The following is a 14,545-nucleotide window of genomic DNA, read 5'->3' on the forward strand; positions in this document are numbered from 1 at the left end:
CCTATCTGCAGGTTTCACAACGATAGATTGACCATTGTTCATTCGGGATCAGGTACACATGTCTTCCACCTCTACGCCAGTCATGCCCCCACCGCTTTTACGCGATGGAATTTCAACTTGGGTTGCCACCCTGGTCGCCTGCCTGTGCGCCTTCATGGTCGTGATGGATGGCGCCATCGTGAGTGTCGCGCTCCCGTCGATGCGGGACGACCTGGGGCTATCTGCGGTACAGCTTCAATGGGTGGTCGATATCTATCTTTTGCTGCTGGGTGGCTTCATGCTGCTGGCGGCTCGCGCCAGCGACATCTATGGCCGGCGAAACGTGTTGCTATGGGGATTGGCGTTGTTCACTGGCGCCAGCCTGATGGGTGGCTTGGCGCAATCAGGAGCGATCCTGCTGGTTGCTCGCGCAGTGCAAGGATTTGGCGCCGCAGCGCTGGCAACATCGCCGCTGGCTGTGATCGTGGCTGCTCATCCCCCTGGAGCCGGCCAGGATCGCGCGATTGGTTGTTGGGCAGCGTGCGCCGCGATGGGTTCTGCTTTCGGCGTGGTGATCGGCGGCGTGCTGACCAGTCTGGTCGATTGGCGCTGGGTCATGTTCGTCAATGTACCGCTGGGCCTGATTCTGTTCGTAGCGGTCATGCTCAGCCTGAGTCCGCTGCATCCGGATACGCCAAGGGCCAAGCTGGACATACCGGGAGCCATCACGGTGACGCTGTCCTTGGCATCATTTCTGTACGCCATATCGCAATCGGCTCATGCAGGCTGGAGCGACACGCTCGTATTCAATGCAATGGTTTTTGCACTGATCATGTTCCTGGCGTTCGTGTTCCGGGAATTTCGCGCCAAGCAGCCGCTGGTCCGATTCGGCATCTTCCGATTGCGCAATGTTCCCATCGGGATGGTCATGGTCTCGGGGCTAGGCGCAATTCTCACGGCCTCGGCGTTCTTCCTGTCTTTGGCGCTGCAGCGCATTGATGGACGCAACCCGCTGGAAACAGGCTTGGCACTGTTGCCGATGGCCCTCGCCCTGGCAATCGCGGCAATGGCTTCCCGCTCTTTGCGCGATGCCGGTTTCACCCGCTTGCCATTGATCGGCGGCTTGATCGCTGCGGGAGGGTTGATCTGGCTCTATTGGCTGCCCATGCATCCAGTGCATGCGACCGAACTTCTGCTACCGACCCTGCTGGTCGGCGCAGGTAACGGCCTGGTGATGATGAGCGCGACCCAGGCCGTGCTGGCCGGGGTACCCCGCCAGGATTCTGGATTGGCGGCAGGTCTGCAAAACACCTCACGCCAATTGGGCGGCGCCGTCGGCATTGCCATTCTGGCTTCTGTGGCCCATGGCGTGACGACGGCTCACCTGGCCGGCGGCGAGATACCGCAAGTGGCTGAACTGGCCGGGTATCACGCGGCATTCCTGATCGCGGGGCTGCTCAGCATCGTCTCTGCCCTGGCTTCGCTGCTGCTTCAGCGTACGCCCGTCTCGGGCGGCCAGGGAGAAACACAGTGGACTCAGACCGGACCGGTCCACTCCGTGACGAATTCCCGGTAGTCCGGGCGGTTGGCCGGCGGCACCGCGCAAGCCGGCGTGCCAATGGCCAAGAAGCCCAGGAAACGGTAGTCCAGCGCGTCCAGGCCCAGCGCGTTCTGCACGTCTTCGACGTAGGTGCCGATACCGGTGCTCCAGAACGCGCCGTAGCCCAGCATGTGCACGGCGTTCAGCAGGTTCATGGTGGCGGCGCCGGTGGCCAGCAGCTGTTCCTGCTCCGGAATCTTGGTGTTGTCGTGCGCGATCTTCTGCGCCACCGCGACGAAGAGCGGCACGCCGGCCATCCATTCGCGCACCGATTTTTCCTTTTCCGGCGTCATGCGCGGATCGCCGCTGCGCTTGACGGCGTCCAGCGCCAGATCGGCCAGCTTGCCGATGGCCTCGCCCTGGATCACCACGAAACGCCACGGACGCAAGGCGCCATGGTCGGGCGCCGACATGGCCGCCTGCAGGATCTGTTCGAGTTCCTCGGGCTTGGGCGCCGGGGCGCGGAGGAACTTGAAGGAACGGCGCGTATTCAGGGCGTGCAACGGGGTGGCGGTCGGGGTCGTGGTCATCGGATCAGGCGTCAATGAGAAAGAAACACAATTCATATTACGCCACTCCGCCGCCGCAGGCCGTCATCCCCCCGGACCGCCAGAGGTCATTCGATCTGGATGCCGACCTCTTTGATGACGCCCGCCCAGCGCGCCAGCTCCGCGTTGACGAACTGGCCCAGCTCGGCCGGGCTGCTGGCGCCGGGCGTGGCGCCCTCGCCCTTGAAACGGGTCTGCAGGGCCGGCACCGCCAGCGAGCGCGCCACCGCCTGGTTCAGCACAGCCACCACCGCGTCGGGCGTGCCCTTTGGGGCCATCAACGCATTCCAGGTGTTGATCTCGTAGCCCTTGAACATCGGGTCCTCGGCCACCGTCGGCACGTCGGGCAGTTCTGCCGAACGGTCACGCGTGGTCACGGCCAGGGCGCGCAAGGCGCCCGCGCGAACCTGCGGCAAGGCCGCCGGCAAGGTGGCGAAGCTGAACTGGGTCTCGCCGCTCATGACCGAGGAATTGGCCAGCGACCCGCCCCGGTACGGCACGTGCTGGATCTGCACCTTGGCCTCCGAGGCGAACATGGCGCCAGCCACGTGTACCGGCGAGCCATTGCCGCTGGAGGAATAGTTCAGGTCGCCCGGCTTCTCGCGCGCCAGCTTGACCAGATCGGCCACCGAGGCGACCGGCAGCTTGGGATTGGCGACCAGCACCAGCGGGATGGACGCGATCATGCTGACCGGCGTGAAGCCGCCCACCGGGTCGTAGCCCAGCGACTTCTTGTACACGACCGGATTGATGCCATGGCTGGACACGGTGGCCATGAACAAGGTGTAGCCATCGGGCGCGGCCTGCTGCACGGAGGCCGCGGCGATGTTGCCGGCGGCGCCGGCCTTGTTTTCGATGATGACGGGCTGCTTGAGCTCCTTGCTCAACTGCTCGCCCAGCGCCCGCGCCAGGATGTCCGTGGTGCCGCCGGCGGCGTAGCCCACCACGATGCGCACCGGCTGGCTAGGGTACGCCCCCTGCGCGTGCAGCGGCGCCGCGCACAGCCACGCCGCCAAACCCGCCAGGCCTGCCCTCAGATGAACCGCTTTCATGTCTGTCTCCTCGTCGCCGCGCTTCTGCTGCGCGGTCTATGGCCTGGCCGTCCCCGGTGGGATCGGTGGCCGGGTTGATCCGGTCCGCGACGGATTCAGGACGCAAGCCTCCCCCGGGCCGCGCCGGCGACGGCGCGGACCTGCAAGCCGCGTAGGGAATCCGGCCCGCGGCCGGAGATCAGGTGCCGGTGAACACCGGCGCTCTCTTTTCCGCGAACGCCTTGCGGCCTTCGCGGTAGTCATTGCTTTCGAAACACTCCAGCACCAGACGGCGCATGCCCTCCACGTCGACTTCCGGCCCCAGCTGCTGGAGCTGCCGGATCATCTTCTTGCCGGCGCGCAGCGTCAGCGGCGCGTTGGCCTGGATCTGCGCCAGCATGGTCTCCAGCACCTGCGGCAGTTCGTCCGCCGGGGCCACCCTGCGGATCAGGCCCAGCTCCTTGGCCTGATGGGCGTCGTAGCGCGCCGCCGTAAGGAAGATCTCCAACGCGTTGGCCGGACCGACCGCCGTCACCAGGTTGCGGATCGCGGTCAGGCGGTAGCCCAGGCCCAGCTTGCCGGCGGGAATGGCGAAGCTGCTGTTGTCCGAGGCGATGCGGATGTCGCAGCACAGTGCGATGTTCAGGCCGCCGCCGATGCAATAGCCCTGGATGTACGCAATCGTGGGCTTGTCGTAGTCGTACAGCGCCAGCTGCGCGGTTTCGGCCACGCGTTCGTATTCCACCACGGCGTCTTCGCCGCTGCGCAGCTTGTCGAACTGCGAGATGTTGGCGCCGCTGACGAAGGCCTTGCCGCCCGCGCCCTGCAGCACCACCGCCCGAATCTCCGGGTCCTGGCGGAAGGCTTCCAGCACCACCGGCACCGCCTCCCACATGGCGAACGACACGGCGTTGTGCCGCTGCGGATCGTTGAAGGTCAGCCAGCCCACCGCGCCGCGCTTTTCGGCCACGATGCTGTCGGTGATATCGCCCTGCAGGATGCGTTGTATGGTCACGGTTGCTTTCCTTGTATGACTGTCTGGTGCCGTTGAATGCCATTGCTCAGGTGGGCGCGCATGGCAAGGCGCGCGGCCTCGCTGTCGCCCGCCACGATGGCATCGAAGATGCGGTGATGTTCGCGTTCGATTTCCGGCACGCGCTCGGTGCCGGCGCTGGTGTAGCGCAGCGTGCGCACGGCGCCGCGGAACACGTGGCGCAGGTGCGCCAACAGGCGCACGAAGTAAGGGTTGTTGGTGGCCTCGCCCACGGCCATGTGGAAGTCCAGCGCGTGGTCGGCGCCGGCCTGCCAGTCGTTGCCAGCCGCGTCTACCCGTTGCAGGGCCTGGCGCAGGGTTTCGATCTGTTCGGGGGTGCGGTGCAAGGCCGCCTGCGCGGCCGCGCCGGATTCCAGCTCCACGCGCAGTTGGAAGATGTGCGCCAGCGGCTCGGGCTGCAGCAGGTCTTCGGGCGCGATCTCGAAATTGCGCGTGCCCACGTCCTGCGCCACGAAGGAGCCCACGCCGCGCCGCGTATCCACATATCCCGACAGCTTCAGCCGCGCGATCGCCTCGCGCACCACGTTGCGGCTGACGGCGAACATCTGCGCCAGCTCGAACTCCGTGGGCAGGCGCTGGCCGGGCTCGAATTCGCGCGCCACGATCTTCTGGCGGATCTGCGAAGCGATCTCGTCCGGCAGGTTGTCGGGGCGTCCCAGGCTGGAAAAGACCTGGTCGGCGGCGGTGGATGGTGCGTTCATGGGGGCTGTCTCCGTCTGGGCCGCCGGATACGCGGGCGGCCTTGGCGGCGATTTTATGCTCGGTGCCTGGACGGATCCCTTAAATGACGCCTTCGCGGGCCAGCTGCTGCAAGTCGGCGGGCGCCAAGCCCAGCATGCCGCCGTAGACGTCGCCATTGTGCTGGCCGCGCTCGGGCGCGGGCGCCATTTCCCCAGCGCTCGAGCGGCTCAGGATCATCGGCTGCCCCACCACCGAGATCGGCCCCAGCGCGGGATGGCGAATCTCGCGGCTGAGTCCCAGGTGGCGCACCTGCGGATCCTCGAAGGTCTGGTCCATGCCCAGGATCGGACCGCAAGGCACGCCTTCCTTGTTCATCAACGCGATCCATTCGGCGGTGCGTCGGGTCGCGGTGCGCGCGCCGATGGCCGCGTTCAGCGCCGGACGGTTGCGCGCCCGCAGCGGCACGGTCAGGAAGCGCTCGTCCTCGATCAGTTCCGGCAGTTCCAGCACGCGGCACAGGCGCGCATAGATATCGTTGCCCATGGCCGCGATGTTCATATAGCCGTCGCTGGTGGGAAACACGCCGGTCGGGCTGCTGGTGGGATGGTCGTTGCCGCTCTGGCCCGGCACCTCGCCGTTCATCAGCCAGCGCATCGCCTGGAAATCCATCATCCAGACCTGCGATTGCAGCAACGAGGTCTGCACCCACTGCCCCTGCCCCGACACCTCGCGCTCCAGCAGCGCGATGAAGATGCCGATGGCGCAGAACAGGCCGGAAGTCAGGTCCGCCACCGGGATCCCGGCCCGCATGGGGCCACGGCCGGGCTCGCCCGTCACCGACATCAGCCCGCCTATGCCCTGTGCGATCTGGTCCAGCCCTGGCCGTCCGGCGTAGGGGCCGTCCTGCCCGAAGCCGGACACGCTGGCGTAGACGATGCGCGGGTTCACCTGGCGCAACGTCTCGTAGTCGATGCCCAACTTGAACTTGACGTTGGGCCGGTAGTTTTCCACCACCACGTCGGCCTGGCGCACCAGGTCCAGGAACAGCGCCCGGCCCTGCCGGTGCTTCAGATTCAGCGTGACGCTGCGCTTGTTGCGGTGGGTGTTCTGGTAGTCGGCGAACTGGGCGGAACCGCCCGGCTTGTCGTCCTGCTCGTCACCCGGCTCTTCGATCTTGATGACGGTGGCGCCCCAGTCCGCGAACTGGCGCACGGCGGCGGGTCCCGAGCGCACTCGCGTCAGGTCCAGGACGGTGAATCGGCCCAAGGGCTTGGAATCCATGCTTGTCTGCCTCTCTGTTCGGCGTCGCTGGGGGGTGAACCGCGCCGCCTTGTCATTATTTGTTGGATGTTGGACATCTTACATGTTGATTTTGGGCGCAACAAGACGCCGCCGCGCTTTTTGCGCGGCGGGTTTTCCCTAGGCCATCAGGCCTGTATTCCGTGATGCCGCCCTTTGCAGGGCCGGTGTCAGCCCAGGTGGGTGTGGCGTTCCTGGCGCTCTTCGACCTGCATTTCGCTCAGGCCATGCAGGATGCCGCAGTCTTCCGTGTCGGGCCGGGCCGACAGGCAGCGCTGGCGCAGTTCGGTGAGCTGGGCCTTGAGCTGGGTCAGCTCGGCGATGCGCTCGTCCACGTGGGAGATGTGCTCGTCGAACAGTTCATTGATGGGGCCGCAACCGCTTTGATGGTTGTCCGCCAGCGACAGAATGGCGCGGATCTCGTCCTGCGTCATGTCCAGCGCCCGGCAATTGCGAATCAGCCGCAGCCGCTCCAGATGGGGCTGGCCGTAGCTGCGGTAATTGTTCAGCCCCCGTTCCGGGGCCGGCAACAGCCCTTCTTTCTCGTAATACCTGACGGTCTCGACCGTGGTCCCGGCCGCCGTGGCCAATTCGCCGATACGCATCGCTGCCTCCCGGATCGCATCCGATTGATATAGGGGGTTGACCCTATAGTAACTCCAAGGTGTGGAATAGCGTCACCAGCTTATTTCAAGGCAGAGGACGATGTCTTTACCTCCGGTCAAAAAACACGAACATATGCCCGCCGGGCAAGGCGGCGCCTGCTGCGCGCATGACGCATGCGACGCTCCCGCCAAGAACGCCCAGGCGCATGCCGGACACGATCATGCGGGGCATGATCACGCGGATCACAGCCACGCGGGCCACGATCACAGCCACGACCACGCCGGCCACGATCACGCCCACGGTCGCAAGCACGACCACAGCCACAAGCACGACCACGGCGGCGACGCCTGCTGCGGCCACGGCGACGGCCAGCCCTTCAGCGTCTCGGGCGCCGGCGCGGCCGCGCTTACCGCCGGCCCCGGCCAGTCGCTGGCGCGCCTGCGCATCGGACAGATGGACTGCCCCACCGAGGAAACGCTGATCCGCAAGAAGCTCGACAACATGGCCGACGTGCACGCGTTGGACTTCAACCTGATGCAGCGCGTCCTGACGGTGGTGCATGCCGAAGGCGCGCTGGACCGCGTCATGGCCGCCATCAAGTCGCTGGACATGACGCCCGAGCCCCTGGCCGACAACGCCCCCGGCACACCCGCCCCCGCCGCCAAGCCGGTGAACTGGTGGCTGATCGGCGGCGCCGGCGTCCTGGCGGCGCTGTCGGAACTGTCGCATTTCGCCGGCTGGCCGCTGGGCGTCACCGCGGCCCTGGCCGTGGCCGCCATCCTGGCCTGCGGCGTCAGCACCTACCGCAAGGGCTGGATCGCCGTGCGCAACGGCAACCTCAACATCAATGCCCTGATGAGCATCGCCGTCACTGGCGCCGTGCTGATCGGCCAATGGCCCGAAGCGGCCATGGTGATGTTCCTGTTCAACGTGGCCGAACTGATCGAAGCCCGCTCCCTGGACCGGGCGCGCAACGCCATCCGCGGCCTGCTCGACCTGGCGCCGGAAACCGCCACCGTGCGCCAGGCCAATGGCGACTGGCTGGAAGTGCCCGCCGCCAAATTGCAGGTGGGCGACATCGTGCGGGTGCGCCCGGGCGAACGCATCGCGGCCGATGGCATCATCGTCAGCGGCAGCTCGGCGGTGGACCAGTCCCCCATCACCGGTGAAAGCCTGCCGGTGGAAAAGACACAGAACGACCCGGTCTACGCGGCTACCGTGAACGCCGCGGGTTCCTTCGAATACCGCGTCACCGCAGCGGCGGGCAACACCACGCTGGCGCGCATCATCCACGCCGTCGAACAGGCGCAAGGCGCGCGCGCGCCGACCCAGCGCTTCATCGACCGCTTCTCGCGCATCTATACGCCGACCGTGGTGGGCATCGCGGTGCTGGTGGCGGTGCTGCCCCCGCTGTTCTGGAGCCAGCCCTGGTTCGACGCGATCTACCGCGCCCTGGCGCTGTTGATCATCGCCTGCCCCTGCGCGCTGGTCATTTCCACCCCGGTCAGCATCGTCAGCGGCCTGACCGCGGCCTCGCGCCGCGGCATCCTGGTCAAGGGCGGCGTGTATCTCGAAGAAGGCCGCAACCTGAAATGGCTGGCGCTGGACAAGACCGGCACGCTGACCCACGGCAAGCCGGTGCAGACCGACATCCAGGATTGGGATGTGTCCGACCAAAGCCGCCAACCGGCCGCGCTGGTCGCCGCCAGCCTGGCCGCCCGCTCCGACCACCCGGTGTCGCTGGCCGTGGCCAATGCCGCGCGCGACGCCGGCACGGCCTTGCTGGACGTGCGGGACTTCACCGCCCTGCCCGGCCGCGGCGTCAGCGCCACGCTGGACGGCGTGACCTTCCAGCTGGGCAACCGCCGCCTGATGCGCGAACTGGGCGTCTCCAGCCCCAAGCTGGAAGCGCGCCTGGATGAACTGGAACGCCAGGGCAAGAGCGCCATCGCGCTGACCGACGGCAGCCGCGTGCTGGCCGTGGCCGCCGTGGCCGACACGGTCAAGCCGACCAGCGCCGCCGCCATCGCGGACCTGCACGCCCTGGGCGTGCGCACCCTGATGCTGACGGGCGACAACACGCCCACGGCGCAAGCCATCGCGCAACAGGTCGGTATCGACGAAGCCCGCGGCGACCAGTTGCCCGAAGACAAGCTGACCGCCATCGAAAGCAAGCTGGCGTCGGGCGGCCGCGTCGGCATGGTGGGCGACGGCATCAACGACGCCCCCGCCCTGGCCCGCGCCGACATCGGCTTCGCCATGGGCGCGGCCGGCACCGGTACCGCCATCGAAACGGCCGACGTCGCCCTGATGGACGACGACCTGCGCAAGATCGGCACCTTCCTGCGCCTGTCCCACGCCACGCATCGCGTGCTGGTGCAGAACATCGCGCTGGCGCTGGGCATCAAGGCCGTGTTCCTGACCTTGGCCATGACCGGCAACGCCACGCTGTGGATGGCGGTGTTCGCCGACGTTGGCGCCAGCCTGCTGGTGGTGGCGAACGGCTTGCGGCTGTTGCGGGCGGCGCCTGCCGCCCACTAGGACCAGCCCGCCCTAGGCGGGCTCGACCGATACGCGCCAGCCCGCGCCTTGCGGGACGGCGGCGAACTTCACCGGCAAAAACTGCTGGATGACCGCGAAGTTGCTGTGCGCATGCGCGGTCAGTTCGGTACAGGTGTAGCGCGCGGGCCGGCCACGGCGCCAGACGGCCAGGGCCAGCGGCAAGGCCCACTGATCCGCCAGGTACGGCCCCAGCGCCGCGTCACTATCCAGATAGCCGCGCAGGTCCTGCGCCAGCTCCTGGGCCACCTGCTCAGCGCCCACGCCCTTGGCGCCGAAACGGGTGTAGACCTCGCAAACGTGCTCGTGCTCCAGCGTCGCCAGCAGCGCGTTGCCCGGCCCCTCGTGCTGGCGCGCGGGCGCGACGCGCAACTGCTCCGCGGTCCAGCCCAGCGCCTCGCCCAGATGCTCCAGTTCGCGCCGCGCGACCGCGCGCGGCAGGGCTGGCGCATAACACTCGGCGTAGCGCGCGGCGGGCGCGCCGCGCTCGGTCAGGTCGAACGGCTCCAGCGCGTCGGCGGCAGGCCAGATCGAGACGTCGATCTCGCCGCCGCCTGCGGGGTAGAAGCCCAATCGGCGCAGGTTCAGTTCCGCCCGCGCGCCGAGCCGCCCCAGCAGGGGCGCATAGCTGCGCGCCAGGAAATGGAACGGCGGCGCGGCCGGGTTATGCGTGCCGCCGCCCAGCGACAGGCGGCTGGGCGCGTCCGCCATCATCAGGGCCGGCCACAGCGTCTGCAGCAGCAGTCCGCAACTGCCCGCCGTGCCCAGATGGAAACGGTAGTCACCCGCCCGCGGTTTGCCTGGCGCGAAGCTCAGCGACTGCGAGTTCAATTCCGCGCCCTGCGTGCGCGCGCCGCTGATCTCGGCCGCGGCGTTGACGCAGCCCAGATGCTGCCGCATCAGCCCGGGCTTGGCCCGCCCCGCCCGGATGCGGGTCATGGCGAACGGCTGGCCCGTGCACATGGACAGCGCCAGCGACGTCCGCAGGAGTTGGCCGCCGCCCTCTCCGGCGGCCCCGTCGATTTCTATCACTTTCATACACATCCAATTCTGTTTCACTCGGGTCCGGCATCGAAATGCAGGACGGCATCGTGCAGGTACTGATCCAGCCGCGACAGGTCCGGCCTGTCGCCCGCAACCGGAACGTGCGCCTGCGCCGTTTCCAACTCGCGCAGGATGAAGTCGTGCAGGCCCGGCCAGCGCGGGCTGGTCGCGGCCTCTCCGGCGCGCATCTTCACCTCCAGCAAGGCGTTGAGTTCATCGAGCAGCGCCTGGTCGGTCAGCGTCGCGCTCGCCAGCTCGGCAAAGCGCATGGGCGGCGCGCCGCGTCCGTCCCTGATCCAGCGCGCCGCCAGCAGCGGCCGCAGCACGTACAGGTACTTCTTGTAGCGCACGACCTCGCCCAGCAGATGCTCGCGCAGATTCTTGCGGGCCATGGACACGTAATGGTGATAGCCGCGGACCAGCGAGAACTCCTCTTCGGCCAGCGCCCGCAGGCGCGGCGCCCAGGGCTCGACGGCGCGATAGACGATGGGCGAACGCAGCCATTCCAGCAGCGTGGGATTGGAATCGCGCAGCAGTCCCAGGGTCTTGCGCAGGTCCCAGCCGTTGATGTCCAGGTCGCCGCTGATGGGTTGTTCGATGACGTCGCGCCCCGGCAGCACGGTCAGGTACCAGGACAGCCGGTGCACGTAGACGAAACGCACGTCGTAGTCGCTATCGGGCGAGGCGAAACCCCAGCCCCGGCTGCCCGACTCGCAGGCGTACAGCACCGTCACCTGGTGCTGGCGCTCGATGTCGGCGAGTTTCTCGGCGATGAGCGCGCGCATGTCGTCCGACACCGGATGCGCGCTCATGACGCTTTCCTGCTTCATGTTCTTCTCCTAGAGGAATGGGGCCCGCGCCCCGCTCCGTCAGCCTTTCACGCACACCACCTGCTTCAGGGTGTGCACCACTTCCACCAGGTCGCGCTGCGCCGCCATGACGGCGTCGATGTCCTTGTAGGCCATCGGAATTTCGTCGATGACATTGGCGTCCTTGCGGCATTCCACGCCTGCTGTTGCGCGGACCTGGTCTTGCACCGTGTACATCTTCTTTGCCTTGGTGCGGCTCATGACGCGGCCCGCGCCGTGGCTGCAGCTCTCGAAGCTCTCCGGGTTGCCCAGGCCGCGCACGATGTAGCTGCGCGCCCCCATGCTGCCCGGGATGATGCCCAGTTCGCCGCGCTTGGCGCTGACCGCGCCCTTGCGGGTCACGAACACGTCCTCGCCGAAGTGGCGTTCGCGCTGCACGTAGTTGTGGTGGCAGTTCACCGCCTCCACGTGCGACTCGAAGGGCTTGGCGATGACCTTGCGCACCGTCGCGATCAGGTTGGCCATCATCACCTCGCGGTTGCGCAGCGCGAACTGCTGCGCCCACGACACCGCGCGCACATAGTGGCCGAAATACTGGGCGCCTTCCTCGAAGTAGGCCAGGTTCTCGTCCGGCAGATTGCTCTGGTGGCGCTGCGCGTCCTTCTTGGCCAGCTCGATGAAATGCGTGCCGATGGCGTTGCCCACGCCGCGCGAACCCGAGTGCAGCATGAACCACACAAAGCCCGCCTCATCCAGGCAAACCTCGATGAAGTGATTGCCCGTGCCCAGCGTGCCCAGGTGCTTGCGGTTGTTGGTGTTGCGCAGACGCGGATGCAGCTCGCACAAGGCATCGAACTCGTCTGCCAGCGTGGCCCAGACCTGGTCCACCGACACGGGCGGGTTCTCCCAGCTGCCCGTGTCGCGACGTCCGCGCGGCGCCGAGCCGTGCGGCACGGCCTGCTCGATGGCCGCACGCAGCGGGCCCAGGTTGTCGGGCAGGTCCTCGGCGCGCAGCGTGGTCTTGGCGGCCATCATGCCGCAACCGATGTCCACGCCCACCGCCGCCGGGATGATGGCCTTGACCGTCGGGATCACGGATCCCACGGTCGCGCCGATGCCCAAGTGCACGTCCGGCATGGCCGCGATGTGCTTGAACACGATGGGCAGACGGGCGGCGTTCGCCAGCTGGCGCTTGGCGTCGTCTTCGACGGGCACGCCCTTGGTCCACATTTTCACCGGCACGCCGCCAGCGATTTCCTCGACGTTGTAGTTCTGATTCGACATGTTGATCTTCTTCTTTTCTATTGAACAATACTGTTGCATAAGGCGAGCAACGGACGACTAGTTCGTGGGCGAGACGGACAATTTGGAATGTAGTCCCGCCCGCATTCGTCCAACTCGCCCCGGAGGAACCTCCTCCGGAGCAAGACAATGCGCGACCAGATTGGCAAGACGTAGCCTGCTCCGGTTTCCCGGCCTGGGGATTTGAACCCCGTGGCATCCGATGTAGTCCTGCCGGCATTCGCGCGTAATCGGTACATCAATTTCCTGCGGCGGCCTGGCCGCCTACTGGACTCCCAGCGACACGGCCTCGATCTCGCCGATCCAGTGCTCGGCGCCCATCCGTCCTTCGGCGAAGCTTGCCACCATCTCGAACACGGCGTCGGAAAAACCGCCCACGTTCAGAATGTCGAAACGTTCCGACGCCTGCGTGGTCGCCTGCGGCTGGATATCGATACACACCAGCCGCGCGCGCGGGTTGCGCTGTTTCAGCGTCTCCCACTGGCGCATGGTTTCGGTCGCTCCCTGGCGCCGCGCATCCATCCAGGACTCGTTGTCCGAGACCAGGATCACCAGGTCCACCTTGGCCCGTTCCCGGTTCAGGCAAGCCAGCGGCGCGCTGCAGCTGGTGCCGCCTCCGCCGACTTCAGCCAGCTTCTGGGCGTTGGTCATGACCGAATCGCGCGGGTTCAACCGCACATCGACCACGTCGCACTCGAACGGCAGCACCCGGGCGCGGCCGTTCTTGCGCAGCACGGCGGCCGCCACCAAGGCCGCCACGTCGATGCAGCGCACCGCCGACGTCGCCGACCCGGCCCAGCCCGTTACCGCGGACTGCATCGACCCCGACACGTCGGGACACACGACCACACGACCGCTGAAGCGGGGCACGTTGGCGATCGCCAGCTCCATCGCGTCCTGCAGCGCATCCCGCACCACCGCCGGAACCGCCTCGCCCGTCGCCTTGAAGGCCGACATGAGCTGGTACGGCAACACCCGCGCCTGGGTCACGGCCTGCGGATCGCGCAGCTTGGCGGCAATGGCCTTCGCCATGCCCGGCAGCTCGAACACCCCGTGCCGCGCAAAGGTATTCAGGTTCTGGCGCACCATCTGCCAGGACCCGGCCCGCGCGACCTGGGCCCACTGTGCCGGCCCCATCTCGAGCGAGGTCAGCATCTGGAACGGCACGTCCGGCGGCACGCCCGTGGCATCGCGCTTGTAGCGCTCAAACGCCTGCGTCGCGGGCGGCAACGCGGCTTCGTCATAGGGCTTGCCGATCAGCCAGGCGAACCAGGCCGCGCGCCAGGCCTCGGCAGGCTTGGGATGCACCATCTTCACCACGTCGGCGAGCGACGGCGCATTGCCCACGGCCGCGTTAAGCAACTGTTTTTCCGTGGCTTGCAGCAACCAGCGCTGCACCAGCTTTTTCGGCCGAGTGCCCAGCGACTTGCGGCCCACGGCCCCGCTGCGCAGGATCTGCACGAAGTTGCGCAGCATCTTGCCGTTGTCCACCACTCGCGGGAACACCTGGGCCAGCAGGCTCAGGTCGCGCACGGCCAGGATTGCGGCCAGCAGCGCCGGCATGTCCTTCATGTAGCCGGATTCGCGGGCATGGATCGCCGTCTTGGCCACGAAGGCCGGATCTACGCTCGCGGCCAGTGCCAGCACGCGATCCAGCTGATCCTGCGCCTGGGCGTAGAACGTCTGGCGCAGGCAGCCGGTAACGGCAAGCTGGGCCAGTTGATGGCGCGGGCCGAATTCATAGGCCGGCGCCCGTTCCTGATTGGCGTCCAAGGCTGCCGGCAGCAGCGCGCCGCGCAGGGATTGGAAGAGTTGCGTGTTGACCATGGAGCGTTCTCCTTCTTGCATGCGATTCGTTGTCTATGCATCTCCTTATGCAAAGGGCGTGCCAACTTTGCCAGATCGCTCGGAAATTTTTCTCAAGCCATTGATTTTTAACTATTAATTAATTTCCAAAACGGGCAGGAAGAAAATCTCATCTCATCGTCTCTAGGATTTATATAGAATATTAGCTAGTCTTTTATCCAAAAAAC

At 66.7% G+C, this 14,545-nt stretch carries 12 protein-coding genes; 2 read left to right on the forward strand and 10 right to left on the reverse strand.

From position 1 onward, the window contains the following. Nucleotides 1-58: 58 nt before the first annotated feature. Complete coding sequence (locus IAG39_RS18885) at nucleotides 59-1,555, forward strand: MFS transporter (RefSeq protein ID WP_118933043.1); 1,497 nt, start codon at nucleotides 59-61, stop codon at nucleotides 1,553-1,555. On the opposite strand, the gene IAG39_RS18890 is transcribed toward IAG39_RS18885, so the two are convergent. The 6 genes from IAG39_RS18890 to cadR form a co-directional block, all read right to left on the reverse strand. Beyond that, complete coding sequence (locus tag IAG39_RS18890; protein ID WP_118933034.1) at nucleotides 1,516-2,109, reverse strand: nitroreductase; 594 nt, start codon at nucleotides 2,107-2,109, stop codon at nucleotides 1,516-1,518. The genes IAG39_RS18885 and IAG39_RS18890 overlap by 40 nt on opposite strands. 86 nt (nucleotides 2,110-2,195) lie before the next feature. After that, complete coding sequence (locus IAG39_RS18895; RefSeq protein WP_118933033.1) at nucleotides 2,196-3,179, reverse strand: Bug family tripartite tricarboxylate transporter substrate binding protein; 984 nt, start codon at nucleotides 3,177-3,179, stop codon at nucleotides 2,196-2,198. A 178-nt stretch (nucleotides 3,180-3,357) separates the two neighbouring features. Beyond that, complete coding sequence (locus IAG39_RS18900) at nucleotides 3,358-4,173, reverse strand: enoyl-CoA hydratase (protein WP_059374288.1); 816 nt, start codon at nucleotides 4,171-4,173, stop codon at nucleotides 3,358-3,360. Continuing rightward, complete coding sequence (locus IAG39_RS18905; RefSeq protein WP_118933032.1) at nucleotides 4,170-4,913, reverse strand: FadR/GntR family transcriptional regulator; 744 nt, start codon at nucleotides 4,911-4,913, stop codon at nucleotides 4,170-4,172. Before IAG39_RS18905 ends, IAG39_RS18900 begins: the two co-directional genes overlap by 4 nt. Nucleotides 4,914-4,992: 79 nt before the next feature. Next, nucleotides 4,993-6,174 carry a CaiB/BaiF CoA transferase family protein gene (locus IAG39_RS18910; protein ID WP_118933031.1) on the reverse strand — a complete coding sequence of 394 codons (1,182 nt, stop codon included), beginning with the start codon at nucleotides 6,172-6,174 and terminating at the stop codon, nucleotides 4,993-4,995. Nucleotides 6,175-6,362: 188 nt separating this feature from the next. Then, on the reverse strand, nucleotides 6,363-6,797 hold the full coding sequence (gene cadR / locus IAG39_RS18915; protein WP_118933030.1) for a Cd(II)/Pb(II)-responsive transcriptional regulator: 435 nt from the start codon (nucleotides 6,795-6,797) through the stop codon (nucleotides 6,363-6,365). A 133-nt stretch (nucleotides 6,798-6,930) separates the two neighbouring features. Between cadR and IAG39_RS18920 the strand changes: the two genes are divergently transcribed. Further along, nucleotides 6,931-9,339: a heavy metal translocating P-type ATPase gene (locus IAG39_RS18920; RefSeq protein ID WP_223283391.1), complete on the forward strand. Its 2,409-nt coding sequence runs from the start codon at nucleotides 6,931-6,933 to the stop codon at nucleotides 9,337-9,339. Nucleotides 9,340-9,351: 12 nt separating this feature from the next. Here IAG39_RS18920 and rtcA read toward each other — a convergent pair whose 3' ends face one another. The 4 genes from rtcA to IAG39_RS18940 all read right to left on the reverse strand — a co-directional run bounded on the left by rtcA (nucleotide 9,352) and on the right by IAG39_RS18940 (nucleotide 14,339). Beyond that, nucleotides 9,352-10,395, reverse strand: coding sequence for an RNA 3'-terminal phosphate cyclase (gene rtcA / locus IAG39_RS18925; RefSeq protein ID WP_118933028.1), 1,044 nt, complete (start codon nucleotides 10,393-10,395; stop codon nucleotides 9,352-9,354). A 17-nt stretch (nucleotides 10,396-10,412) separates the two neighbouring features. Continuing rightward, nucleotides 10,413-11,231, reverse strand: coding sequence for a nucleotidyltransferase domain-containing protein (locus IAG39_RS18930; protein WP_118933027.1), 819 nt, complete (start codon nucleotides 11,229-11,231; stop codon nucleotides 10,413-10,415). A 39-nt stretch (nucleotides 11,232-11,270) separates the two neighbouring features. Further along, entirely contained in the window at nucleotides 11,271-12,494 is a 1,224-nt protein-coding gene (locus IAG39_RS18935) for an RtcB family protein (RefSeq protein ID WP_118933042.1), read from the reverse strand. A 282-nt stretch (nucleotides 12,495-12,776) separates the two neighbouring features. After that, a complete protein-coding gene (locus IAG39_RS18940) occupies nucleotides 12,777-14,339 on the reverse strand; it encodes a vWA domain-containing protein (RefSeq protein WP_118933041.1) in 1,563 nt (520 codons plus the stop codon). Nucleotides 14,340-14,545: the final 206 nt, after the last annotated feature.

The sequence above is a fragment of the Achromobacter xylosoxidans genome (genome assembly GCF_014490035.1).
GTDB lineage: Bacteria > Pseudomonadota > Gammaproteobacteria > Burkholderiales > Burkholderiaceae_B > Achromobacter > Achromobacter bronchisepticus_A.